The organism is Microbacterium sp. CFBP9023 (assembly GCF_034045055.1).
Lineage (GTDB): Bacteria > Actinomycetota > Actinomycetes > Actinomycetales > Microbacteriaceae > Microbacterium.
Genome location: NZ_JAXCWI010000001.1, coordinates 1341824 through 1364920 on the forward strand (window position 1 = coordinate 1341824; position 23097 = coordinate 1364920).

Annotated in this window: 24 protein-coding genes; 11 read left to right on the forward strand and 13 right to left on the reverse strand. The window is 69.4% G+C overall.

Translation table 11 applies throughout. The features are described 5' to 3' along the window. Positions 1–53 precede the first annotated feature (53 nt). The 4 genes from SOM10_RS06495 to SOM10_RS06510 form a co-directional block, all read right to left on the reverse strand. Entirely contained in the window at positions 54–923 is an 870-nt protein-coding gene (locus SOM10_RS06495; protein ID WP_320489038.1) for a dihydrodipicolinate synthase family protein, read from the reverse strand. Next, positions 920–2575: a tripartite tricarboxylate transporter permease gene (locus SOM10_RS06500; protein ID WP_320489039.1), complete on the reverse strand. Its 1656-nt coding sequence runs from the start codon at positions 2573–2575 to the stop codon at positions 920–922. Before SOM10_RS06500 ends, SOM10_RS06495 begins: the two co-directional genes overlap by 4 nt. Further along, positions 2572–3108, reverse strand: a complete 537-nt coding sequence (locus SOM10_RS06505; RefSeq protein ID WP_056275260.1) for a tripartite tricarboxylate transporter TctB family protein — start codon at positions 3106–3108, stop codon at positions 2572–2574. Before SOM10_RS06505 ends, SOM10_RS06500 begins: the two co-directional genes overlap by 4 nt. A gap of 76 nt (positions 3109–3184) precedes the next feature. Then, positions 3185–4153, reverse strand: a complete 969-nt coding sequence (locus SOM10_RS06510; protein ID WP_053098055.1) for a tripartite tricarboxylate transporter substrate binding protein — start codon at positions 4151–4153, stop codon at positions 3185–3187. 163 nt (positions 4154–4316) lie between these two features. On the opposite strand from SOM10_RS06510, the gene SOM10_RS06515 reads away from it, so the two are divergent. From SOM10_RS06515 to SOM10_RS06530, 4 genes are read left to right on the forward strand one after another with little or no spacing between them, the layout of a single operon-like run. Beyond that, complete coding sequence (locus tag SOM10_RS06515; protein ID WP_072592050.1) at positions 4317–5477, forward strand: PP2C family protein-serine/threonine phosphatase; 1161 nt, start codon at positions 4317–4319, stop codon at positions 5475–5477. Then, positions 5474–7435: a glycosyltransferase family 2 protein gene (locus SOM10_RS06520; protein ID WP_320489043.1), complete on the forward strand. Its 1962-nt coding sequence runs from the start codon at positions 5474–5476 to the stop codon at positions 7433–7435. The genes SOM10_RS06515 and SOM10_RS06520 overlap by 4 nt, the downstream gene beginning before the upstream one ends. Beyond that, the gene (locus tag SOM10_RS06525) at positions 7419–7751 is read left to right on the forward strand and encodes an STAS domain-containing protein (protein ID WP_053098057.1); all 333 of its coding nucleotides are present in this window, start codon (positions 7419–7421) and stop codon (positions 7749–7751) included. Before SOM10_RS06520 ends, SOM10_RS06525 begins: the two co-directional genes overlap by 17 nt. Next, the gene (locus SOM10_RS06530) at positions 7741–8175 is read left to right on the forward strand and encodes an ATP-binding protein (protein ID WP_053098058.1); all 435 of its coding nucleotides are present in this window, start codon (positions 7741–7743) and stop codon (positions 8173–8175) included. The genes SOM10_RS06525 and SOM10_RS06530 overlap by 11 nt, the downstream gene beginning before the upstream one ends. A gap of 51 nt (positions 8176–8226) precedes the next feature. Here the strand turns inward: SOM10_RS06530 and SOM10_RS06535 are convergent, their stop codons facing one another. Both SOM10_RS06535 and SOM10_RS06540 read right to left on the reverse strand, forming a co-directional pair. Further along, entirely contained in the window at positions 8227–8892 is a 666-nt protein-coding gene (locus SOM10_RS06535; protein WP_053098059.1) for a GntR family transcriptional regulator, read from the reverse strand. Between the two features lie 73 nt (positions 8893–8965). Further along, the gene (locus SOM10_RS06540) at positions 8966–9406 is read right to left on the reverse strand and encodes a DoxX family protein (protein ID WP_056275271.1); all 441 of its coding nucleotides are present in this window, start codon (positions 9404–9406) and stop codon (positions 8966–8968) included. Between the two features lie 207 nt (positions 9407–9613). Between SOM10_RS06540 and SOM10_RS06545 the strand changes: the two genes are divergently transcribed. After that, on the forward strand, positions 9614–10258 hold the full coding sequence (locus SOM10_RS06545) for a Pr6Pr family membrane protein (protein WP_230100937.1): 645 nt from the start codon (positions 9614–9616) through the stop codon (positions 10256–10258). 63 nt (positions 10259–10321) lie between these two features. Here SOM10_RS06545 and SOM10_RS06550 read toward each other — a convergent pair whose 3' ends face one another. The 5 genes from SOM10_RS06550 to dnaK form a co-directional block, all read right to left on the reverse strand. After that, complete coding sequence (locus tag SOM10_RS06550) at positions 10322–11755, reverse strand: FAD-dependent oxidoreductase (protein WP_320489047.1); 1434 nt, start codon at positions 11753–11755, stop codon at positions 10322–10324. A 73-nt stretch (positions 11756–11828) separates the two neighbouring features. Further along, a complete protein-coding gene (locus SOM10_RS06555; RefSeq protein ID WP_053098063.1) occupies positions 11829–12260 on the reverse strand; it encodes a heat shock protein transcriptional repressor HspR in 432 nt (143 codons plus the stop codon). A gap of 56 nt (positions 12261–12316) precedes the next feature. Further along, positions 12317–13306, reverse strand: coding sequence for a DnaJ C-terminal domain-containing protein (locus SOM10_RS06560; RefSeq protein ID WP_320489048.1), 990 nt, complete (start codon positions 13304–13306; stop codon positions 12317–12319). 7 nt (positions 13307–13313) lie between these two features. After that, complete coding sequence (locus SOM10_RS06565; RefSeq protein WP_053098065.1) at positions 13314–13955, reverse strand: nucleotide exchange factor GrpE; 642 nt, start codon at positions 13953–13955, stop codon at positions 13314–13316. Between the two features lie 2 nt (positions 13956–13957). Continuing rightward, a complete protein-coding gene (gene dnaK / locus SOM10_RS06570) occupies positions 13958–15820 on the reverse strand; it encodes a molecular chaperone DnaK (protein WP_053098066.1) in 1863 nt (620 codons plus the stop codon). Positions 15821–16040: 220 nt separating this feature from the next. On the opposite strand from dnaK, the gene SOM10_RS06575 reads away from it, so the two are divergent. From SOM10_RS06575 to SOM10_RS06590, 4 genes are read left to right on the forward strand one after another with little or no spacing between them, the layout of a single operon-like run. Further along, positions 16041–16766 (forward strand): sirohydrochlorin chelatase, encoded by a 726-nt coding sequence (locus tag SOM10_RS06575; protein ID WP_320489049.1) that lies wholly within the window; start codon positions 16041–16043, stop codon positions 16764–16766. Next, positions 16763–17521 (forward strand): uroporphyrinogen-III C-methyltransferase, encoded by a 759-nt coding sequence (gene cobA / locus SOM10_RS06580; RefSeq protein WP_320489050.1) that lies wholly within the window; start codon positions 16763–16765, stop codon positions 17519–17521. The genes SOM10_RS06575 and cobA overlap by 4 nt, the downstream gene beginning before the upstream one ends. 34 nt (positions 17522–17555) lie before the next feature. After that, on the forward strand, positions 17556–18515 hold the full coding sequence (locus tag SOM10_RS06585; RefSeq protein ID WP_320489051.1) for an NAD(P)/FAD-dependent oxidoreductase: 960 nt from the start codon (positions 17556–17558) through the stop codon (positions 18513–18515). A gap of 34 nt (positions 18516–18549) precedes the next feature. Then, positions 18550–19236, forward strand: a complete 687-nt coding sequence (locus SOM10_RS06590) for a hypothetical protein (protein ID WP_056275289.1) — start codon at positions 18550–18552, stop codon at positions 19234–19236. Positions 19237–19249: 13 nt separating this feature from the next. Here the strand turns inward: SOM10_RS06590 and SOM10_RS06595 are convergent, their stop codons facing one another. After that, positions 19250–19711 (reverse strand): DUF3817 domain-containing protein, encoded by a 462-nt coding sequence (locus tag SOM10_RS06595; protein WP_320489054.1) that lies wholly within the window; start codon positions 19709–19711, stop codon positions 19250–19252. A gap of 70 nt (positions 19712–19781) precedes the next feature. Between SOM10_RS06595 and SOM10_RS06600 the strand changes: the two genes are divergently transcribed. Then, positions 19782–20699 carry an AraC family transcriptional regulator gene (locus SOM10_RS06600; protein ID WP_320489056.1) on the forward strand — a complete coding sequence of 306 codons (918 nt, stop codon included), beginning with the start codon at positions 19782–19784 and terminating at the stop codon, positions 20697–20699. 36 nt (positions 20700–20735) lie between these two features. On the opposite strand, the gene SOM10_RS06605 is transcribed toward SOM10_RS06600, so the two are convergent. Next, complete coding sequence (locus tag SOM10_RS06605) at positions 20736–21938, reverse strand: MFS transporter (protein ID WP_320489057.1); 1203 nt, start codon at positions 21936–21938, stop codon at positions 20736–20738. A gap of 257 nt (positions 21939–22195) precedes the next feature. On the opposite strand from SOM10_RS06605, the gene SOM10_RS06610 reads away from it, so the two are divergent. Then, positions 22196–23086 carry a serine protein kinase RIO gene (locus tag SOM10_RS06610; RefSeq protein ID WP_320489059.1) on the forward strand — a complete coding sequence of 297 codons (891 nt, stop codon included), beginning with the start codon at positions 22196–22198 and terminating at the stop codon, positions 23084–23086. The last annotated feature ends 11 nt before the right edge of the window (positions 23087–23097 follow it).

Here is a 23097-nt window from a genome sequence, read left to right on the forward strand (position 1 = left end):
TGCCCCGACCGGCTGTGAGCCGGCCCGCCCCACGCGGCGCGAGATGCGAGCGGCTAGCTGTGCGCCGCCACCACCTGCGCGACGGCGCGACGCTCCTCGTCCGTCGGCTCGGCGATCGCCATGCGGCAGTGCGTGTCGACCACATCGAGCACGCGGTAGGCCTCTTTCATCCGCGCCATGTCGCCGCCGATGAGCGACACGACATCGTCGACCGCGGCCTGAGCGACCGCGATGGCGTCGGCATCGCCGGAACGGCCGGCGTCGGCCAGGGCACGGAAGGGCTTCGGGGTGACCGAGGAGACGCCCGAGACGACACCCTGGGCACCCACCTGCACGGCCGCGATCAGGTCGCGGTCGGCGCCGGTGTAGAGGTCGAAGTCGGCGGGCACCGCGGCCCTGTAGGCGGCGATGTCGTCGAGCGACAGCTCGCTGATCTTCGCGCCCACGATGTTCGGCAGCGCGGCAAGCCGCGTCAGCAGCTCGACCGACACCGGATTCCCGCTGCGCGCGGGATAGATGTAGACGTAGAGACGACCGTCGCCGATCGCGCTCGACAGCGCCTCGTAGTACTCGAAGATCGACTCGTCCGTGGCCTTGAGGTAGTAAGGGGTGAGGGCGGCGAATTCGGTCGCACCCAGTCCCTTCGCGATCTCGACGAGACGCAGCGCCTCGAAGGTGCTCGGCTGGCCGACGTGCACGACGACGCGCATGCGGTCCTTCAGCTCGGCCAGCGCGGCCTCGACGATCGCCGCGAACTCGGTCGCGTCGACGGCAGGGAACTCGCCCGTGGTGCCGAGGACGAAGGCGCCCTCGTTGCCCGATTCGGCGACGAAGCGGAAGATCGCTCGCGATCCCTCGAGGTCGAGTGCGCCGTCGCTGTGGAAGGCTGTGGGCACGGCGGTGAGGATGTCGTAGCGGGTCACTTCTCGTTCTCCTTGGAGTTCTTACGGGTCTTGCGCGGGCGCCTCGTGGCGGCCGGGACGCTGCGGACGGTCGATGTGAGCAGGTCGGGGTCGGCGGCGAGCTCGCCGTGCGCCTTCTCGATCTGCTCCCGGCTCTCGGCATCGAGGATCGAGTCCTCGAGTGAGCCGCGCTCGGCACGGGGTGTGCGGGCCGCGCGGATCGCCGGCATGACGATCGAGAGCACGGCGAGCGCGAGCAGCACGATCGCGATGGGACTGACGACCTCGAAGAACGGCCGCGTGGGCAGGATCGCCAGCGTGCGAGCCAGGTTCTCCTCGGCCAGGGGGCCGAGCAGCAGGCCGAGCACGATCGGCCCGGCCGGCACCTGCATCCGCTTGAGCAGCACTCCGATGACACCGAACACGAGCATCGTGACGACGGTCGACAGGCTGTTCGAGGTGGCGTATGTGCCGATGATGCAGAAGATCAGGATGCCGCTCCACAGGTAGGGCTGCGGCACATCGAGCAGCTTCACCATGCCCTTCATGCGCACGAGGCTCAGCCCGAGGGAGAGCAGGGTCGCGACGAGCATGATGCCCACGATCGAGACGACGAGGTCGGGGCGATTGGTGAACAGCGTGGGTCCGGGGGTGATGCCCCAGATGATCATCGACCCGATCATCACCGCCATCACCGAGTCGCCGGGAATGCCGAGGGCCATCGTGGTCGTGAGGGAGCCGCCGAGCGTGGCGCTGGACGCGGTGTTTGACGCCGCGACGCCCTCGATCGAGCCCTTGCCGAACATCTCGGGGTGCTTCGATGCCTTGCGGGCTCGTTCCCATCCGATCAGACCGGCGATGTCGCCACCGGCTGCCGGGATGAGCCCGACCCCGAGACCGACGGCGCCGCCGACCGCGGTGGCTCGACCGCTCTGCTTCAGCTCGGCGCGATTCGGCCACCAGCGGCCGAGGCTCGAGATCGGTCGCACGTGCGACTTGCGATACGTGAGCAGCTGGTCGAAGAGCTCGGCGATGCCGAAGAGTCCGATGATCACGGCGATGAAGTTAACGCCCTCGACCAGCTCGAGCACTCCGAAGGTGAATCGCTGGTCCGCCGTGGCGGCATACGTTCCGACGGTGCCGAGCATGAGGCCGAAGAGACCCGCGAGGATGCCCTTGAGCATCGACTTCGACGAGATCCCGATCATGATCGCGATGCCGAAGACGACGAGCGCGAACAGCTCGGGCGACTTGAAGTAGTCGCGGGCGAAGCTGGCGATCGGCACGGCGGCGACGGCGAAGAGCACGAGGGAGGCGAGGATGCCGACGGCCGAGACGATCGCCGAGATCGTCAGCGCGAGACCGGCTCGCCCCTGCTTCGCCATCGGATAGCCGTCGAGAGTCGTCGCGATCGACGCGGGAGTGCCGGGGGTGTTGATGAGGATCGACGGCACGCGGTCGCCGAAGTTCGCGGCGACGTAGATCGTCAGCAGCACCGCGAGGCCCTGCACGGGCTCCAGCGTGAGCGTGAATCCTGCGGCGAGAGCGACCGCCATGGTCGCGGTGATGCCGGGGAAGGCGCCGACCATGAAGCCGAGCAGCAGCCCGACGAGCATGTACAGCAGGATCGAGATGTCGAGGAGCGAGTTCAGCCCCTCCATGAGCGCGTTCACAGCGGGATCCTCAGGAGCATGCCGAACACCACGTAGACGAACGCGGTGACGGAGACGGAGTAGATGATCAGGCTCAGCCACCGGCGGTGCCCGTAGAGGAGCATGAGAGCGGCCATCAGCACGGCGGCGGCGATCGGGAAGACCTCGATGCGGTAGCCGAAGAGGATGACGGATCCGAGCGACCACACCGCGATGAAGGCCCCGGCGATCAGCAGGGTGGCGATGACGCGGACCACGCCGCCCGGCTGGATGCGGTCGAGGTCTTCGCGGCCGGGAGCGGGGCGGGTGATCGCCAGAGCCAGGATCACGAGCGAGACGACGACCGCCGTGACCGCGAGGACCATGGGCCAGAAGCGCGCGTCGATCTGTCCGGGCAGTGCCTCTCGGCGCAGCGGGATCTGCGTGGCCAGGAAGAGATAGCCGGCGCTGAACGCCAGGGCGACGGCGCCGAAGACGATCTCGAGCGGTCGCGAGGGCGGTGCCCCCTGGTGCGCGTCCTGCTCGATCGCAGGAGTGACATCGGCGTGGGACATGGTGCTCCTTCCCTGGTCTGACGTGCGGCGACGGACTGCGGGGCCGGCGTGCGGCCGACCCCGCAGTCGGAGCCGGTCAGCCCAGGAGGTCCTTGAACAGGTCGAACTGCTCGTTCACGAACGTCGTCCACTCGGCCGAGTCGCGGTAGACCACGAGGTTGCCGGCATCCTTCTGGAACTGCTGGTAGGTGTCGGACTCGACGGCCTCCTTGACGGCGGCCTCGAGCTCGCTCTTCACGTCATCCGGCAGACCCTTGGGGGCGTAGATGCCGCCCCAGCCGCCGAAGACCACGTCTTCGCCGATCGCCTCGTCGGCTGTCGGCACGTCCTCGGCGTCGGGGTGACGCTCGTCGTTGAGGACTGCGAGGATGCGCACGGCCTCGCCCTGCGCGAGAGCCTCGCCCAGGCCGGACACGGCGGCGACGGTCTCACCGGATGCGGCGGCGGCGACCGCCGTCGCTCCACCGTCGTAGGGAACCGGCGTGAACGCGGCGCCGGTCGCGTCGCCGAGGCCGATCGTCGCGGCCTCCCAGATGGAACCCGCGCCGGAGTTGGCGACGGTCACGGCGCCGGCCTCGGCCTGGGCGACCAGGTCTTCCAGAGTCTCGATGCCGCTGTTCGCGCCGACCGTGACGACACCGGGGGCGAGCATGATCTGGCCCAGCAGGTCGAAGTCCTCGGGCAGCACGTTCGCGCTCTGCGTGGTGTTGAGCATCGCGATCTCGACCGGGGCGAACCCGATGACGTAGCCGTCCGGATCCTGCGACCCGACGTACTCCATCGCGAGAGCACCTGCCGCACCCGGCATGTTCTCGGGGATCACGCTGACGCCGAGGATGCCCTCGAGCTCGGTCGCGAGGGCACGCGACGACAGGTCGGATCCACCGCCCGGGTTCGCCTGGATGATCAGACGGATGTCATTCTCGGGAAAGGCGGATTCCGCGTCTTCACCCTCTTCGACCTTCGTGCAGGCCGACAGGACGAGAGCGGTGGCGGCGACGGCCGCGAGAGCGGCGGCGGCCCGGGTGATGCGCTTGCGGGGCATCTTTGCTCCTCTACGTGGGTCGACCTTGTTGTCGACCCCCTGACCGTATCAGTGTTGACTGTTAACAGTCAACACTGATACGGGTATACAACTCTCCGCCACCGCCTGTCATCCGCGCCCCGGCAGGTGCGAGTATGAGAGCAGCTACGAGGGGAGCGGAGCAATGTTCGATGAACGCAGACGCCAGCAGGCACTGGAGGAACTCGGGATCCTGGACACACCACGGGATGAACGAGTGGATCGGGTCGCCAGGCTGGCTCAGCAGATGTTCGGTATGCCGATGGTGAGCGTCTCGCTCCTGGACGGCGACCGCCAGTGGCGCAAGTCGGAGATCGGACTCGGCGGGCGAGAGGCGCCCCGACAGGATTCGTTCTGCGACTACACGGTCGGCCAGGACCGCACGGTGGTGATCGAGGATGCCAGCGCGACCGAGAACTTCGCGGCGAATCCGTTCGTGGTCGGTGATCCGCACCTCCGGTTCTACGCCGGGCACCCGCTGCACGCACCCGGCGGCGAACCGGTGGGAACGCTGTGCGTCCTCGACACCGAGCCGCACACCTTCTCGGAGGCGCAGCGCGACCTGCTGCGCGACCTCGCCTTCTGGGTGCAGACCGAGCTCGCGGCCGACGCCGAGCTCGATCAGGCCACTCTGATCCAGAGCGCGCTGCGACCGCACTCGCTCCCCACCATCGCCGGCTACACGATCGCGGGCGGGGGCGCCTCGCGTGGCCGCCTGGCGGGCGACTTCTACGACCTCCGCCTCCACGGCGGCGCGCTGCGCATCACCCTCGCCGACGCGATGGGCAAGGGCACGGGTCCCGCCATCGTCGCCGCGGGCGTGCGCGCCTCACTGCGCACCGCTCCCGAGCGCAGCATCGCCGAGGCCGTCGCCGACGCCGACCGGCTGCTCGAGGAGGACCTCTCCGAGACGACGATGTTCGTGACGGCGGTCCACGCCGAGCTGCAGCCCGAGACCGGCGATCTCGAGGTGATCGACGCCGGGCACAGCCTCGCGTTCATCCTCCGAGCCGACGGCTCGTGGGAGCACCTTCGCTCGACCGGCCTCCCCCTGGGGATGGGCGCCGCCCTTCCGGACCAGGATGCTCGGGAGTCCCGGAGCACGCGCCTCGAACCCGGAGACGCCTTCGTGTGCTGCAGCGACGGCCTGCTCGACGTGCTCGACGCCGATGACCCGTTCGCCCACGTGGCCCGCGTGCTCGACGCGCTCGGTCCCGATGGGGCGATCAACGAGGCGCTGCAGCTCATCTCGGACGATCGAGCGACCGACGACATCACCGTGGTCGTGGTGCGGCGCGACGCATGACCGCCCGCTTCGCCGCGATCCGCATCATCGCGGTGCTGTCGGTGCTGCTCGGTGTGAACTACGTCGCGTGGCGCTGGCTCGAATCGGTGAACTGGTCGGCGTGGTGGATCACCGTGCCCCTGGTGATCGCAGAGACCTACAGCCTGATCGACACCTTCCTCTTCTGTCTCACGATGTGGCGGGCCAAAGAGCGGCCGGCTCCCGTGTCGCCGCCTCAGGGCACGGTCGACGTGTTCATCGCGACGTACAACGAGCCGATCGAGCTCGTGATGACGACCGCGCGAGCAGCGCGCGGGATCGCCTATCCGCACACCACCTGGATCCTCGACGACGGTGCCCGACCCGAGCTCGAGCGGGCCGCCCGCGACGCCGACATCGGCTACCTCACCCGCTCCGACGACTGGATGGGCAAGCCCCGTCACGCGAAGGCGGGCAACCTCAACAGCGCGCTCTTCGAGACCGACGGGGAGTTCCTCCTCATCCTCGACGCGGATCAGATCCCCGATCCGCTGATCCTGCACCGCACGCTCGGGTACTTCGCCGACGACCCGGAGGTCGCCGTGGTGCAGACCCCGCAGTGGTTCGTCAACGTCGACGAGGCCGATCCGCTCGGCAGCCAGGCGCCGCTGTTCTACGGCCCGATCCAGCAGGGCAAGGACGGCTGGAACGCGGCGTTCTTCTGCGGATCGAACGCCGTGCTCCGTCGCGACGCCCTGATGCAGCTCGGCATCATCGGCTACGTGCGCGAGGTGACGGACACCGCGGCTCGCGCGCTGCGCACCTCCGAGACCCTGGTCGAGAAGGAGATGCGCTCGGCATCCGATCCCGAACTCCGTCGCGAGCTTTTCGCACTGCACGTGACGATCGGCCAGAGCCGTCGTGATCTCGCCGGCGGGGCGCCCGTGCGCGAGGTCGCCGACGCGGTGCTGGCTGCGGTGCACAACGCCTCGGTGATCCTGGTCGCCAAGGATCTCGCCGGCATCAGATCCGACCTCGCGGAGCTGGGCTCCCTGCCGATCGCCCACGATGCGCAACTCGACGCGATCGTCGTCGACGAGGCGGGCCTGACGGCGCTCGCCCAGTCGGATCTGTCGCCGATCACTGCTCTCGACGCCGTACGAGCGCTGCTCGACGCTCTCCGCCTCGACCGCGGCGACGAGGCGCAGCCGATCCTTCCGCTCGCCACGATCTCGGTCACGGAGGACATGGCCACAGCGATGCAGCTGCACTCGCTCGGCTGGCGCAGCGTCTACCACCACGAGATCCTGGCGAAGGGCCTCGCGCCCGAGGATCTGCGGACGATGCTGACGCAGCGCCTGCGCTGGGCACAGGGCACGCTGCAGGTGATGCTGCGCGACAACCCGCTCGCGAAGCGCGGACTGTCGATCGGGCAGCGGCTGATGTACTTCGCCACGATGTGGAGCTATCTCTCGGGGTTCGCCGCCGTGATCTATCTCACGGCGCCGGTCGTCTACCTGGTGTTCGGCGTGCTTCCCGTGACCGCCTGGTCGGTCGACTTCTTCGTGCGGTTCCTGCCCTACTTCCTCGTCAACCAGCTGCTGTTCCTCGTGGTCGCCAAGGGGCTGAGAACCTGGCGCGGGCAGCAGTATTCGCTCGCGCTGTTCCCGGTCTGGATCCGCGCATGCTGGACGGCGTTCGCGAACGTGGTCTTCGGCCGCCCCCTGTCGTTCGCCGTGACGCGCAAGGACGGACGGGATCCGCGAGGAGTGCCGTGGCGCGAGATCTGGCCGCAGCTGACCGCGATGGTCGTGCTCAGCGTGGCGCTCGTGATCGGCATCACCCGCGTCGTCATCGGAACGGGCGACGGCACCGGCACCCTGGTCAACACGGTGTGGGTGCTGTACGACCTCGTCGTGCTCAGCGTCATCATCCAAGCCGCCCGCTACCGCGGACCGGCCCGAACCCTCGAGGAGGAGAACCATGGATCTCAGCACTGACATCAGGGACGGCTTCGCCGTGATCTCCCTGTCCGGACGCCTCACGGCGACGGGAGCACCGCTGCTCCGCAAGGCGGTGAACGACCTCGTGGCCGGAGGCGAGTCGAGGATCGTGATCGACATGGCCGACCTGCAGTTCGTCGATTCGTCGGGGCTGGGAGCCCTCGTCGGCGGTCTGAAGAGCGCCAGGGTCGCCGGCGGCGATCTGCGCATCGCGGCAGTGCCCGAGGCGGTGCGGACGGTGCTGCACCTGACGAATCTCGACCGCGTGCTGCTCGACCACCCGACACCCGAGACGGCGTTCGATGGGCGTTGAGGAGCGCCGGGCGCACGTCGCGGGCCTCGCCGGCCCCGCCTTCGTCGAGCACGTCCTCGACGCCCTGGACGCCCTCTGGGAGTCCGCCCCGCATGTGGCGCCCGAGGACCGCACGCTGTTCGCACTGGCGGTCAGCGAGGTGTCGACGAACATCGCCACGCACGCTGACGCGCAGGGCGAGCCGGATGTCGGCATCACCGTCGAGGTCGACATCGAGGTCGGCGCCGACGACCTCGTCGCGACCTTCGTCGACACGGCCGATCCGGCCAGGATCGACTGGGATGCGGTCACGATGCCCGGCGTCGACAGCGAGAGCGGACGCGGCCTCGCCCTGTCGAGCGCTGTGCTCGACGATTTCGAGCACAGCGGCGATGCGACCGGCAACACCTGGGTGCTGCGTCGTCGCCTCACGCCTCCCGCCTGATCCGGACGGAGATCTGTCGGAGACCGTCAGAGATCCGACGCGCAGGCGCCGTCAGGCGGGACGGTCGGCGAGCTCGCTGAGCATCCGGTCGCGTGCGCCGTCGAGGTGGGCCGTGAGCACCGCCGCAGCCTCGTCGGGGCTGCCGGAGCGCATCACCTCCATGAGCTTCATGTGGTCGTCGGACGACTCGTGGAGGTCGTCGTCGTGATTGATGGTCACCTCGAGGAGCGACGCGAAGGTCGGCAGGTACTGACTCCACGCGCCCTGCAGACGCGGATGGTCGGCGAGGACGTAGATCTCGGAGTGGAACTCGAGGTCGGCGGCGACGAAGGCGGCGTGATCGCCCCTGTCTGCGGCCTGACTCATGCGATCGACCGCAGCCGCCATCGATGCCCAGCGCTCGTCGTCCTCCACCCTCATGGCGCGCGACAGCGCGAGCTGCTCGAGGGCGCCGCGCAGACTGTAGAGCTGATCCACGTCGTCCTGCGAGAGCCCGGTGATGTACACGCCCCGAGGGCGCTGCACTTCGACGAGCTTCTCGAAGCTGAGCTGGGTGAGGGCGTCGCGGATCGGCCCCCTGCTCACCGAGAACTCCTCGGCGAGGGCCTCCTCGGTGATGCGCGCGCCGGGCGAGAGCTCGCCGCGCACGATGCGCTGACGCAGGACCTGCGCCACCTGCGCGCCGAGGGACTCTCCGCGCTTGACGGTCTGTGTCACGGTGACCTCCTGTTAACTGTTGACAGGATACACACCGACGGGGGAACGCCCCGTGGGGCGCTCCCCCGCATGCTCAGCTGAGCCAGGCGGGAACCCGACCGCGCAGGAAGGCGCCGTCGAGCGAGAAGCGGCCCGCGCCGGTGAACGCGAGCGCGAGGGCCGCGACGCCGAGAACCGCTACGAACTCGTAGCCGCCCTCGCCGACCCAGAGGCCAGCCGGAAGGTGCACCGCGAACAGGGCCACGATCATGTCGATCGCGAGCAGGATGCCGACGGGGCGCGTGAAGAGTCCCAGCGCCAGCAGGATGCCGCCGATCAGCTCGATGAAGGCGACGACCGGAGCCGCGATCTCGGGCAGAGGGATGCCCATGCCTGCGAAGCTGCCGATGGTTCCAGGGAGGGTGTACTCGAAGATCTTCTGCGCTCCGTGAGCGGCGAAGACGGCGCCGACCACGACGCGGAGGACGAGCAGTCCCAGCGAGGCGGCGGCAGAGGGGCGGGTGGTGTTCGTCATGAGGAGGTGTTCCTTCGTGGCAGGACACCGCGCGCCAGGCGCGGAGCAGGGGCGATCCCTGCATCCACGCTATGAAGACGACTTTTCCGTCTCCTGTACGAGTCGCGGGGCAGACGCCCGCCCCGTTCTCTTCCGTAGACTCGCCGGATGGCATGATGCGCGATATACGGGAACATCGGGCACAGCCGGAAAGGGGCAGAGGCGAAGGTGAGGGCACGATCGGTGTTCGGCGTGCTGCGCCTGACGACAGCAGCCGTCTGCACCGTCGCCCTCGTGCACCGCCTCTTCTGGGGTCTGAGCTCGCGGACGATCGCCGGCGAGAACTTCTTCGCCTATCTCACCGTGCAGTCCAACTGCGCCCTCGTGGTCGTGCTGCTGATCGGCACGGTGCTCGCCTTCATCCGGGCGACGGACCCCCGCTGGTTCACCGTGGCTCTGGCCCTCGTGCTCACCTGGACCATCACGGCAGGGCTCGCCTTCGCGCTCATCGTCTGGCAGGCGGGTCTGCGCGGCATCCGCGTCGACGTGCCCTGGTCGGACCAGGTGCTGCACTTCTACCTGCCGGCCTGCACCGCCCTCGCCTGGGTGCTCACCCCCGGGCACCGCGGGGTGCCGTGGTGGGTGGTGCCGACGGCGCTCACCTTCCCGCTCGCCTGGGGCGGCGTCACCATGTGGCGCGGACCGTCGGTGGGCTGGTACCCGTATTACTTCCTCGACCCGCGGCAGGTGTCCGGCCCGCCCGAGTTCCTGATCACCAGCGCAGTGGCCCTGGCGATCTTCGCTCTCGTCGCGACGGTGATCGTGCTCGTCAGCAGGATGCGACGGCGCGGCCACGAGCGGCCGGAGGTCTGAGCACGCTCGTGCCGGCAGGATCAGGCTCGCGTGATCAGGCAGGGGGCGAGCAGGCTCGTGCGATCAGGCAGGGGCACTGAGGAAGGGCGCGAGCGAGGCGATCGCGGCCTCGACCGCCTTCTGGTCGTTCAGCTCGGCGAATGTGCCGGCCGCTTCTCCGCCGACGATGCCCACCACGACGTTCTCGCCGGTGGCCGGTGCGAGGTTGATCCACGTGCGGATCAGCGCATCGCCGCCGACCACATGCCAGAGCGTGGCGGCGGAGGCACCCGCTGCATCGGCGCCGTCCTCGTCCTCGGGCTCGGGCTCGGGCTCGGGCTCGGGCTCGGGCTCGGCCACGATCAACGGATCCTCGAAGCGCAGCCACACCGTCTCGATGCGCCCCATGCCGAGTTCGGCGATCGCTCCGCGGTGACCGAAGGGCAATGCGGGAGAGAACTGCAGGCCCTCGCTCTTCAGCACACCGAGCGGCACCGTGATCAGCACGCGGTCGAACGACAGCGATTCGCCCGAGGCGATGCCGAGGCTGACTCCCGCTTCGTCGTAGGCGACGCGACTGACCGGCGACGAGAGGCTCAGCTTCGCACCCTCGAGCAGCCCCTCGATCGCCGGGGTGAGGTCGCCGAGTGGCGCCAGCATCTCGTCGACCGGCAGTCGCGGGGGGAACCACGTCGAGACATCGGACGCATCGGCGCCGGCACTGGCGGCCACCGAGGCGAGCAGTGCTGCCAGCCCCGGCTCCTCGAGGTCGGCACCCGCCGCCGCGAGCGCGTCGTCGAGAGACGCGTCGGTCAGGCCCTGCTGGGCAGTCGCTATGGCGGCCTGCACCGGCTCGATCGGCACCGGCTCGACGTCGCCGTCGGTCGACCGCCACAGCGAGCCGGTGACCGGAACCGTGCGGATGTCGAGGGCGTTGAGAGCGTCGAGCAGGACGTCGTCGGAGGACCCGAGCAGCCAGCCGCCCAGCTGAGCGGGGAACGGCCAGGCCTTGTCGTCGACCACGGACTGGACGCGTCCGCCGACGCGGTCGCGTGCCTCGAACACCGTGACCTGCAGCCCCTCGGCGACGAGGCGAGCTGCGGCGGCCGCACCCGCGAGTCCTGCACCGACGATCGCCACACGCTCACCGCTGTCGGCCGCGCGGAGGAGCTGATCGGCGGCCCGGTCTCCAGATCGAAGCGCAGCCGCGATCGTGCCCGGCGCGTCGACATCCGTCGCCTCGCCGGAGATGAACAGGCGGTCGTCGATCGGCTCGGCCAGCGCCTCGCGGGCACTCGCCTGCGTGCCGACGGGAGTGAAGCTCGCGGCGCCCAGCGCGAACGGGTCGGTCGTCCAGGAGCTGCGGGCGAACGCCGCGGGCGTGATCGACCCGGCGGTCGGCTTCGGAGTCGGCGAGCGATCGGGCGTGGGAGACGGCGCCGGCTCGGGCGTGCAGGAGGCCAGCAGGACTCCCAGGACACCGGCTCCGGCGCCGATCAGCAGTGTGCGACGCGTCATCCTCATCGTGTCGCAACGATACCGCGCGCGGGTGGACGACGCGTGCCGGCTGCACCCTGCGAGCCGCGAGCTGTCAGCCCCGGCCGCTGCCCGGATGCCAGAGCACGACCTCGGCCGATCGACGCATGCGGCGACCACTGGGCATCGGGATGACACCGGCGGATCCTGCTGCGAAGACGCGCATGCCCGGGCGGTTCTCACGCTCGGCGCGCAGAGCGGCGTCGAGTTCGGCGACGCGGCGGCGCAGCATCCGGTTCTCGTCTTCGAGGTCGAGAAGGCGTGCGATCGCAGGAAGGCTGACGCCTTCCGACGACAGCTGAGCGACTTCGCGGAGCTGCTCGATGTTGCGGGTCGAATATCGGCGTGAGCCGCCGGACGTCCGACCGGGCACGACGAGCCCGATGCGGTCGTACTGTCGCAGGGTCTGCGGGTGCAGCCCCGAGAGCTGGGCGGCGACGGCGATCGCGAACACCGGGGTGTCGGCATCCATGTGCTGGTCAGCCATGTTCCCTCACCTCTTCCTCGGTGTTCGCGTTCGTCATCATCAGGTGCTGCGGTTCTCTAGCGGCGGGCCTTGGCCATCAGGTCGGCCCGCGGATTCTCCGCGGGCTCGAGCGCCTGGAACTTCTCCAGCGCCTCCCGAGCGGCTTCGTCGAGGTGCGACGGCACCGCGATCTGCAGCTCGGCGAGCAGGTCGCCGGTGCCCTTCGAGGTGGTGACCCCACGCCCCTTGACGCGCAGAACGCGTCCGGACGGTGTACCGGGCGCGACACGGAGCTTGACCGTGTCGCCGCTCAGAGTGGGAACCTCGATGGTCGCGCCGAGGGCGGCCTCCGTGAAGGTCACCGGCACGATGACGCGCAGGTTCAGCCCCTCACGGGTGAAGACGGGATGCGGTCGCACAGCGATCTGGACCACCACGTCGCCGCTCTCGCCGCCGTCGGGCGAGGGACGCCCGCGGCCGCGCAGCCTGATCTTCTGACCGTCGGCGACGCCCGCGGGGATCTTGACCTTGAACGGCTTGCCGTCTTCACCCTGCAGGGTGATCGTCTCGCCCTGCACGGCCGTCACGAAGTCGAGCGTGGTGCGCGCCGTGACGTCGGCCCCCTTCTGGGGTCCGCCGAAACCGCGGTATCCGCCGGAGGTCTGCCCGAACCGACCGGAGCCGAACGAGCCGCCCTGCCCCTGGTTGAACATCGCGAAGATGTCCTCGAAGTCGGCGGACTGCTGCTGCCCGCGCCCCTGCTGCCCGAACCGGCTGAAGACGTCTTCGAAGCCGCCCGCGCCCGCGCCGCTCGCCGTGAAGCGTGCGCCCGAGCCCATCGCGCGGATCTCGTCGTACTCCTTGCGCTGTTCGGCGTCAGAGAGCACGGAGTACGCCTCGCTGACCTCTTTGAACTTCGCCTCCGCCTTCTCATCACCCTGATTGGAATCGGGGTGATACTTGCGAGCGAGCTTGCGGTACGTCTTCTTGAGATCAGCGTCGCTGACGTCCTTCGTGACCCCGAGGGTCTTGTAGAAGTCCTTGTCGAACCAGTCCTGGCTAGCCATCGATCACCTACTCTGCGGGTACGGCGACGACGACCTTCGCGGGACGCAGCTCGACGTCACCGAGGCGGTAACCCACCTCGACGACCTCGAGCACCGTGGTCTTGTCGGCGCCCGGGGTGGGCTGCTGGAAGATCGCCTCGTGACGCTGCGGGTCGAATTCCTCGCCCTTCTCGCCGTACGAGACGACACCGAGACGCTCGACGACCGCGCGCACCTTGCCGGCGATGACGGCGAAGGGAGTCCCCTCGACCAGGTCACCGTGCTGCGCGGCGCGGTCGAGATCGTCGAGCACGGGGATGAGGCCCTTGGCGGCCTCGCCCTTCGCGCGCTCGATCTCGACCTGGCGCTGCTCTTCGGTGCGGCGGCGGTAGTTGGCGTATTCGGCCTGGAGGCGCTTGAGGTCGTTCAGCAGCGTCGACTCCAGGTCGGCGAGCACAGCATCCTCTGCTGCGGCCTCGCCGGTCTGGGTGGCGCCGAGGATGTCATCGACCGTCAGATCGTCGGGGGCGCCGTCGACCGGCGTCTCGTCGGATCCTTCCGCGGCCGCGGCCTCGCGCGAGTCGGGATTCTGCGGCGCGGGGCCGGATGCCTGAGCATCCGACCCCTCGCTGCGAACCTCGTCGTCACCTTCGAAGTTCTTGTCCGTCATGATTACTTCTTCTCGTCCTCGTCGTCGACGACCTCGGCATCGATGACGTCCTCGTCGGAGGAGGTGTCATCGGCCGGAGCCTCGCCCGCGGCGTCGGCGCTCGGAGCGCCCTCTGCCTGGGACTGTGCGTAGATGGCCTCGCCGATCTTGCCCTGCGACTGGTTCAGCTTGTCGAACGCGGTCTTCACGGCCTCGTCGTCGTCGCCGGCCAGAGCCGTCTTCAGAGCGTCGACGTCGGCCTTGACCTCGGTCTTGACGTCTTCGGGCAGCTTCTCGTCGTTCTCGGTGATCAGCTTGTCGATCGAGTACGCGAGCGTCTCGGCCTGGTTGCGGACCTCGGCGGCCTCGCGGCGCGCCTTGTCCTCAGCCGCGTGCTCCTCGGCCTCGCGCACCATGCGCTCGATGTCCTCCTTCGACAGCGACGAGCCGCCGGAGATGACGATCGACTTCTCCGTGCCCGTGCCCTTGTCCTTGGCGGACACGTGCACGATGCCGTTGGCGTCGATGTCGAACGTGACCTCGATCTGCGGGATGCCGCGGGGAGCCGGGGCGATCCCGGTGAGCTCGAACGTTCCCAGCGGCTTGTTGTCGCGGGTGAAGTCGCGCTCGCCCTGGAAGACCTGGATCGCGACGGACGGCTGGTTGTCGTCTGCCGTGGTGAAGGTCTCGCTGCGCTTGGTCGGGATGGCCGTGTTGCGCTCGATGAGCTTGGTCATCATGCCGCCCTTGGTCTCGATTCCGAGGCTGAGGGGCGTGACGTCGATGAGCAGCACGTCCTTGCGCTCACCCTTGAGGACACCGGCCTGGAGGGCTGCGCCCACGGCGACGACCTCATCGGGGTTGACGCCCTTGTTGGCCTCCTTGCCGGTCTCGCGCTTGACGAGCTCGGCGACGGCGGGCATACGGGTCGATCCACCCACGAGCACGATGTGATCGATGTCGGCGACCTTGATGCCGGCTTCGCGGATGACATCCTCGAACGGCTTCTTGGTGCGGTCGAGGAGGTCCTTGGTGAGGTCCTCGAACTTCGCGCGGGTGATGGTCTCGGAGAGCGAGACGGGGCCCGACTCGGTCAGCGACAGGTACGGCAGGTTGATGCTGGTGCTGGTCGAGGAGGAGAGTTCCTTCTTCGCCTGCTCAGCCGCCTCCTTGAGACGCTGCAGAGCGATCTTGTCGCCCGAGACGTCGACGCCCGTGGTCTCCTTGAACTGCTTGATCAGGTGGTCGACGAGACGCTGGTCCCAGTCGTCACCGCCGAGGCGGTTGTCACCCGCGGTGGAGCGCACCTGGATCGTCGAGAAGTCGTCGTCCTTGCCCACCTCGAGGAGCGAGACGTCGAAGGTTCCGCCACCCAGGTCGAAGACCAGGATGAGCTCGTCTTCCTTGCCCTTGTCGAGGCCGTAGGCGAGGGCGGCGGCGGTCGGCTCGTTGATGATGCGCAGGACGTTGAGGCCCGCGATCTCACCGGCCTCCTTGGTGGCCTGACGCTCGGCGTCGTTGAAGTACGCGGGGACGGTGATGACGGCATCCGTCACCGTGTCGCCCAGGTAGGACTCGGCGTCGCGCTTGAGCTTCTGGAGGATGCGCGCGGAGATCTCCTGCGGCGTCCACTTCTTGCCGTCGACGTCGAACGTCCAGTCGGTGCCGACGTGACGCTTGACGGATGCGATGGTGCGATCGACGTTCGTGACGGCCTGGCGCTTCGCGGTCTCACCGACGAGCACCTCGCCGTCCTTCGTGAATGCGACGACCGAGGGGGTGGTGCGGAAGCCCTCGGCGTTGGCGATGACCTTGGGCTCGCCACCTTCGAGGACACTGACGACGGAGTTCGTCGTACCGAGGTCGATTCCAACAGCACGTGCCATGTGATTCTCCTTTGTTGCTGAGGTTGATGTGGGTCTGGAAATCCGGGGCGATCAGGGAAACCTGAGTCGCGATGACTCAACTGTACTCCGACCTCCCGAGGCTGTCAAATGAAGTTGATACAACCCGGCTCAACTTTGCGACCAGACGCGCACATTCGCACCCGAGGTGCCGCGAGATCCTCGAAACACCGTCGTCACACGGCTCGCCTACAGTCGCACCATGAGCCGCCCCATCCTGCTCGCCGTCTCGCACGGCACCTCGGATGCCGAGGGTGCCCGGGCGATCGCCGACCTGGTCGATGCGGTCGCCGCCGCGCTTCCCGACGTCGAGGTGCGCAGCGCCTTCGTCGACGTGCAGCAGCCCGATGCCGCCGACCTCCTTCCGACGATCGAGGGGCCGGTCGTGATCGTGCCGCTGCTGCTGTCGCGCGGCTTCCACGTGCACCACGACCTGCACGGGATGGCGGCGAAGAAGCCGGACGCCGTCGTCAGCGACGCGATGGGACCCGACCCCCGGCTCGCCGAGGTGCTCGCGGATCGACTCGCGGCAGCAGGTGCGGCCTCCGCCACGTCCGCCGACGCGGCACGGCTCGAGCCGGTGATCCTCGCGGTGGCGGGCTCTCGCGACCCCGCGTCGGTGACGGATGCCGAGGCCATGGCCTCCCTGCTCTCGCTGCGACTCGGCGCGAAGGTCGAGCTCGCCTATCTCGCGGCCCGGCAGCCCGACCTGCCCTCATCGATCGCCGCGCACCCCGACGCGGTCGTCTCGACCTATCTGCTCGCGCAGGGCTTCTTCTTCGACCTCACGATCAGCCAGACCGCAGGACGCTCGGTCACCGCGCCCCTGCTCGACGGCGTGACGGTGCCGCAGCCGCTGATCGACCTCGTCATCGCCCGATACGACGAGGCGGCGGCTCGACTGCCCGCCACTGCCGCACGGTCATGACCCCGAACACGCCCTCCCGAGTCGGCACGGTCACGCTGGTCGGTGCCGGACCCGGCGACGCGGGCCTGCTGACTCTGCGCGGTCTGCGCGCGCTGCAGCAGGCCGACGTTATCGTGGCCGACCGTCTCGGAGCCCGGGCCGTGCTCGCGCAGCTCGCCGAGGACGGAGTCCTGCTGGATGCCGAGGTGGTCGACGTCGGCAAGCTCCCCGGTCACCACCCGGTGCCGCAGGACGGCATCAACGCACTGCTCGTCTCGCTTGCCGGGGACGGGCGCCGCGTGGTGCGGCTCAAGGGCGGCGATCCGTTCGTCTTCGGCCGCGGTCGCGAAGAGCAGCTCTTCTGCGAGGCTGCCGGCATTCCCGTCGAGGTGGTCGCCGGGGTGACGAGCGCGGTCGCGGTGCCCGGCCTCGCCGGCATCCCGCTGACGCAGCGCGGAATCGCCGAGACGTTCACCGTCGCCAGCGCACATGATCAGATCGTCGCGCTCGGTGGCGGACGCGACCACACCGTCGTGCTGCTGATGGGCGTGAACACGCTCGGCCATTCGGCGCACGTCCTCGCGGCCGGCGAGCGCGGCGGGGACTGCCCCGTGGCGATCATCGAGGACGGGTTCGGCGCACGGCAGCGCGTCACCGTCGGCACGCTCGCGACGATCGCGCATCTCGCCGCCGAGCGGCAGGTGCGCTCCCCCGCGGTCGTGGTCGTCGGCGACGTCGTCATGCTCGGCCCGCACGCCGAGGCCACCGCGAGTTAGGCGACCCTCAGCTCCGAGATGGCAGACTGAGGACGTGCGAATTGCTGAGGCGGACACCTACGACGTGCTCGTGATCGGCGGTGGCCCCGCCGGCCTCTCCGCCGCCCTGAATCTCGGCCGTTCGCTCATGCGGGTGCTCGTGGTCGACGCCGATCGCCCGCGCAACGCCGCCACGCTGAACTCCCACGGCTTCCTCACCCGTGACGGAGTCGCCCCGCACGAGCTGCGTCGCATGGCCCGCGAAGAGCTCGCCGCCTACCCGAACATCGAGGTGCGCACACGCGTCAGGGTGCTCGAACTCCGCAGGACGGATGCAGGTGCGGATGCCGATGCGGCCGGCGGGTTCACGGCGTCCGTGGGGCGCAAGGATCCCACCGACGTGGTGACCGCCCGGACCGTGCTGCTCGCGACGGGCCTGCGCGAGACCCTCCCCGACGTCCCCAACCTCCGCGGCTTCTACGGCATCAGCCTGTTCAGCTGCGCCGCCTGCGACGCGTGGGAGCTGCGCGGCCGACGACTCGCGCTCATCGGCGAGACCCCCGACATCGCCGAACGAGCCCGCCTCATCGCGCGCTGGACCGAGGATCTCACGATCTTCACCCTCGGAGCCGACACCGTCAGCCCCGCCGAAGAGGCCGAGCTCGCCGCCTCCGGGGTGGCCGTGCAGCGGCTTCCCATCGCCGAGCTCGTCGGCGACCGCGGCCGCATCGAGGCGATCAGACTGACCGACGGCACCGTCGTCGCGGTCGAGGGCGGGTTCGTGCGCCCCGAGTGGGAGACGGATCTGTCGTTCCTCCGCGGATTCGCGCCTGCCATCGACCACGACGGGCACCTCGTCACCGACCGGTCGGGGCGCACCGACGTCCCGGGGCTCTACGCCGCCGGCGATGCGGCGATCCCCGGCCCTCAGCAACTGATCGTCGCCGCGGGGGCCGGCGCGAGGGTCGCGTCCGTGATCGTGCATGACGCGGTCGGGATCGCGACAGCGCACTGACTCGGTGCCCGCAGCGAGGGCTAGGCTGACCGGCATGACGCGCATCTCGCAGGTCTCGCCGCTCGTCCGCCTCGCCGCCGCCTCGGTGGTCGCGCTGGCCGTGCTGCCGCTCAGCGGGTGCCTGTATGCGCAGATCCCGGTGAATGTCCCCGACGGCGACGGACCCGATCCCTCCCCGACCGCGATTCCGTCCGAGCAGCCCTCCGACGAGCCCTCCGGCGATCTGCCGTCGTCGATGACCTTCGCAGACGGCGCAGACATCCCGGCGAGCGCCTACATCCAGTGGGGAGATGGCTTCGTCGTCGACGACGGCTGGAAGATCGTCAAGCCGGACGACGGCAACGGAGGCTGGACCTACGGCACGGTCGACGACACGTGCACCGCGCAGTTCTGGCAGGGGCTCATCCCCGACGTGCCGACCGTGGCCGGCGATGACAGCGTGAGCTCCGATGCGATGCTCGCCGTCATCCTGGGCGAGGCGGATGCCGCCGCGATCACCCCGCTGTCGACCACCGGAGGCTTCAGCTACCAGGTCGGCGGCAATGCCGAGGTCGAGAACCGGCAGGTCCTCGGGCAGGAGGCCGACCGCCAGTGGGCGATGGCGGCGCGCGCCTTCACCGCGACCGGGGTCGGACTCTACGTGATCGTCGACTGCACCGGTGGCGACATCGACGCGACGATGGCCGAGGTGATCGACAAGAACGCCGTCGTCATCTCGTGAGCCGGGCCTCGGCTCACTTGCCGCCGGGCGGGCCGACCAGCAGCAGGATCACGTACAGCGCGACGATGCCGACGGCGAGCAGGATCGCGAGCACCCACGGGCGACGCAGGAACCAGCGCATGAGACGGTCGTACCAGCGCGCGTCGCGCGGGTCGTCGGTCTGCTCCAGGCGCCAGTCGCCGGCCAGCCGACCGGTGCGGTGCAGCCAGATCTCCATCGGGATGGTCGCGTAGGGCACGATCGCACTCGCCACGGCGAGGATCGCGACGCCGAGGTGCCAGCGCTGGTTGAGCGCGACGAGCACGGCCGTCGCCGCATAGGCGAGGAACACGAACCCGTGGATGCCACCGCCCACCGTCACGACGACCCCCGGGGCACCGGCGGCACGGGCGATGAGCGCCGAGATCAGAAGGGTCCAGGTGATCGCCTCCGCGATCGCGAGAACTCGGAACAGGCGGTCGGGTGTGCGGAACACGGGACTCCTCGGGTGGGGGTTCCTTCAGCGTATCCGGAATAGCTATGAACGCCCGGGCGTTGCCGAAGGCATGGTGACCGTCGACTCCGCAGCCCTCGGGCAGGTGCTCGACGCCGTCGACCTCCGCCTCGGTGTCGCCCGTCGCGTCGCACTCGCCACCGGCGGCATCCTGCCGATCGCCTCGGGTGCCGCCACCCTCGTGTACATCGCATCGGGTTCGGTGCACGGGCACCCCCCGCTGACCACCGGATGCCGCCTCGACGTCGACGACGCGGCCCAGCTCGTCGCGGTGGACGATCGCCCGCTGAGCGCGAACCTGGTCGCCGGAGACGCGTTCCTGACGCTCGGCCGCGCCGCGATCGCCCTCGAAGCCGACGGGACGGCCGACCTGGTGGTCGTCGACCTGGAGTTCTCGGACAGCGCCTCGATGATCGCCGCGCTTCTTCCCGATCCGATCACCGTCATGTCGTTCGCCGCGCTCGAGCCGGCGGCGGCCGCGCTCGCCGGCAGCATGGGCCCCTCCGACCCCGCCACCTGCCCCTCGCGTCAGGGCGATCCCGTGATCTGCCGGATGATGGCTCAGACCGTTCTGCTCTCGGTCATCCGTGCCTGGGCGGCGAACGGTTGCGCGCCCGCCGGCTGGCCCTCGGTGTCGAACGATCCGTTCCTCGACCGGGTGGTCGAGGCGATCCACGAGCAGCCCGGACGCGACTGGACGGTCGAGCGCCTCGCGAACGTCGGCGCGATGTCTCGGTCGGTGTTCGCCGAGCGGTTCCGCAGCGCGATCGGACGCTCACCCGCCGACTACGTCACCGAGGTGCGCGTCGACGCGGCGAAGCGGATGCTGAGCGAGGGCCGGTCGATCAGCGAGATCTCTCGCGAGTTGGGCTACGCCTCGGATGAGGGTTTCAGCCGTGCGTTCCGCCGCCGCACGGGGATGCCCCCCTCCGCCTGGCGGGCATCGCAGCTCACCGCCGTTCCGGCCTGAGCCCGGCGACCGCCCTGCCGGGCACGGCGAGACGGCTCAGAGCCGCGCCGCCGCGGTGCTCATCCGGTTCGACGCACCGAACAGCACGGCACCGAGCAGCAGAGCCGCCGCGCCCACGACGTAGACGACCTCGACGCTCAGCGTGTCGACGAGCAGGCCGCCGACACCGGCGGCGATCGTGATGGCCCCCTGGAACCCGACGACCACGAGGCTGCCCCCGGCCTCGAGGCGATCGGGGGTGCGGTGGCCCACCCAGGTGTTGATCACGAGCAGCCAGGAGGAGAAGAAGAAGCCCCAGACGAGCACGACGATCGCGATGCCGAGGACCGATCCCGACAGGAAGATCATCGACAGCACCGAGGCCGCGATCACGAGCGGCGCGAAGACGGCGAAGAAGGCGAACGTGCGGTCGATGAAGAACCCGAGACCGAGGTTGCCGGCGAGACCGCCGACGCCGAAGAGCGCGAGCAGCAGGATGATCGTCGAGCCGTCGACCTCGGGAATGCGCTCGAGAGCCAGTCGCACGTACGTGTAGGCGAGGAAGTGCCCGAGCACCACGAGCACGTGTCCGACCATGCCGAGTGCGATGCCGGGGCGGCGAACCGTGTCGACCAGGAGTCGGATGCTGGACGCCTGCTCCGCCGGCACCGAGGGCAGCACGAGTCTCAGCGCGACGGCCAGCAGCACCATGAGCACACCGGCGATCGCGAACACCGTCTGCCAGTCGACGATCTCGCTGAGCATCACGCCCAGCGGCACTCCGGCGACGGTGGCGAGCGAGACGCCCGCGGACGTGAACATGACCCCTCTGCCGAGATGCTCGGGTCCGGCGAGGCGCACGGCGACCGTGATCGACATCGCCCAGAACGCGCTGATCGCGGCCCCGAGCAGGAATCGGGCGAGGAGGACGATGATCAGGTTGGGCGCGACGGCGACGATGAGGTTCGACACCGCTGCGGCGAGCGCCATCCAGACGAGCAGCGATCGGCGGTCGAGGCGGGGGAAGATGAGTCCCACCGTCGGTGCGACGATCAGGCCGACGAGAGCGGTGACCGTGACGGTCTGTCCCGCCTGACCGGGGGTCACGCCGAGCGCATCGGCCATCTCGGTGAGCACGCCGTTCGGCAGGAACTCCGCCGTGACGAGCAGGAAGCCCATCAGCATGAGCACGATGAGCCCGCCGTAGCGGATGCTCTCGGTGCGGGCGGTCGTCACGGGCACGGGCGCGGTCGTCGTCATGGTTCTACACTCGCAGCGCTGCGGCCCCTCCGCCCGACGCGGCGTCCACGGCATCCGACCATTCGTCCGGATCGGGTCTGGACACCGGTCGGCTCCGCACCCTAGGCTCGACGACGCACCGGGGTTCTCCCGGAAGGCCAGAGCGAGAGGAGTGGATGACATGACCACCGTCTCTGTCGTGCCCTTCGCCGACATCCTTCCTCTCGAGGCCTCCCGCTCCTGATCCGCGCGTGGCCTCCCTCTTCAGGAGCCACACCGTGTCTGATCTGTTCGCTTCTTCCGAAGCATCCTCTTCCCGTCTCTCCGGTGCGTCGACCTTCGACGCCTCCCCCTTCGAATCCGTCCCGACGTTCGCCGATGTCGAGCCCGGCGACGGCCAGCGCTGGACCACCTGGCCGGCGATCACCCCCTCTGAACGTGGGCCGCTGCCGTGGCCGGCCTGGGTGGTGACGAGCGCCGGCGCGCTCGACACCGAACTCGGCATCCTGAAGACCGGCAAGGAGGCCGACGTGTTCCTGCTCGAACGGGCGGTGCCGGATGACCCCGCCCAGCACACATTGCTCGCCGCCAAGCGCTACCGCGACACCGATCACAGCAGCTTCCACCGCTCGGGCGTCTACACCGAGGGCCGCAGCACCAGGAACACCCGCGACACCAGGGCGCTCGCGAAGAAGAGCGAGCACGGCCGGGCGGTCGCCGCCCTGCAGTGGTCGTTCGCGGAGTTCGATGCGCTGTGCCGCATGTGGGAGCTCGGCGCGCCGGTCCCCTACCCCGTGCAGGTCAACGGCACCGAGCTGCTGATGGAGTTCATCGGCGACGCGAGCGGGGTCGCGGCACCCCGCCTGGCGGCGGTGCGCAGCGACCGGGACGAGCTGGCGGATCTGTACGACCAGATCGTCGACCTGATGCGGATCTTCGCTGCGGCGGGCTTCGCCCACGGCGACCTCTCGGCGTACAACCTGCTCGTGCACGACGGCCGGGTGCGGGTGATCGACCTGCCGCAGATCGTGGACATCATCGCGAACCCGCGAGGCCTGGATCTCCTGCACCGCGACTGCGTCAACATCTGCGACTGGTTCACCCGCCGCCGTGTCGAACGCGACCCCGAAGAGCTGTTCGCCGAGCTGCTCGCCGCGTCGTACGCGTGAGGGCGGCGCGC

Excerpts from the sequence above, each read along its gene's own strand:
- SOM10_RS06505 (WP_056275260.1), bottom strand. The coding sequence starts at position 3,108 with ATGTCCCACGCCGATGTCACTCCTGCGATCGAGCAGGACGCGCACCAG.
- SOM10_RS06510 (WP_053098055.1), bottom strand. The coding sequence starts at position 4,153 with ATGCCCCGCAAGCGCATCACCCGGGCCGCCGCCGCTCTCGCGGCCGTC.
- SOM10_RS06515 (WP_072592050.1), top strand. The coding sequence starts at position 4,317 with ATGTTCGATGAACGCAGACGCCAGCAGGCACTGGAGGAACTCGGGATC.
- SOM10_RS06520 (WP_320489043.1), top strand. The coding sequence starts at position 5,474 with ATGACCGCCCGCTTCGCCGCGATCCGCATCATCGCGGTGCTGTCGGTG.
- SOM10_RS06525 (WP_053098057.1), top strand. The coding sequence starts at position 7,419 with ATGGATCTCAGCACTGACATCAGGGACGGCTTCGCCGTGATCTCCCTG.
- SOM10_RS06530 (WP_053098058.1), top strand. The coding sequence starts at position 7,741 with ATGGGCGTTGAGGAGCGCCGGGCGCACGTCGCGGGCCTCGCCGGCCCC.
- SOM10_RS06540 (WP_056275271.1), bottom strand. The coding sequence starts at position 9,406 with ATGACGAACACCACCCGCCCCTCTGCCGCCGCCTCGCTGGGACTGCTC.
- SOM10_RS06550 (WP_320489047.1), bottom strand. The coding sequence starts at position 11,755 with ATGACGCGTCGCACACTGCTGATCGGCGCCGGAGCCGGTGTCCTGGGA.
- SOM10_RS06555 (WP_053098063.1), bottom strand. The coding sequence starts at position 12,260 with ATGGCTGACCAGCACATGGATGCCGACACCCCGGTGTTCGCGATCGCC.
- SOM10_RS06560 (WP_320489048.1), bottom strand. The coding sequence starts at position 13,306 with ATGGCTAGCCAGGACTGGTTCGACAAGGACTTCTACAAGACCCTCGGG.
- SOM10_RS06565 (WP_053098065.1), bottom strand. The coding sequence starts at position 13,955 with ATGACGGACAAGAACTTCGAAGGTGACGACGAGGTTCGCAGCGAGGGG.
- dnaK (WP_053098066.1), bottom strand. The coding sequence starts at position 15,820 with ATGGCACGTGCTGTTGGAATCGACCTCGGTACGACGAACTCCGTCGTC.
- SOM10_RS06575 (WP_320489049.1), top strand. The coding sequence starts at position 16,041 with ATGAGCCGCCCCATCCTGCTCGCCGTCTCGCACGGCACCTCGGATGCC.
- cobA (WP_320489050.1), top strand. The coding sequence starts at position 16,763 with ATGACCCCGAACACGCCCTCCCGAGTCGGCACGGTCACGCTGGTCGGT.
- SOM10_RS06590 (WP_056275289.1), top strand. The coding sequence starts at position 18,550 with ATGACGCGCATCTCGCAGGTCTCGCCGCTCGTCCGCCTCGCCGCCGCC.
- SOM10_RS06600 (WP_320489056.1), top strand. The coding sequence starts at position 19,782 with ATGGTGACCGTCGACTCCGCAGCCCTCGGGCAGGTGCTCGACGCCGTC.
- SOM10_RS06605 (WP_320489057.1), bottom strand. The coding sequence starts at position 21,938 with ATGACGACGACCGCGCCCGTGCCCGTGACGACCGCCCGCACCGAGAGC.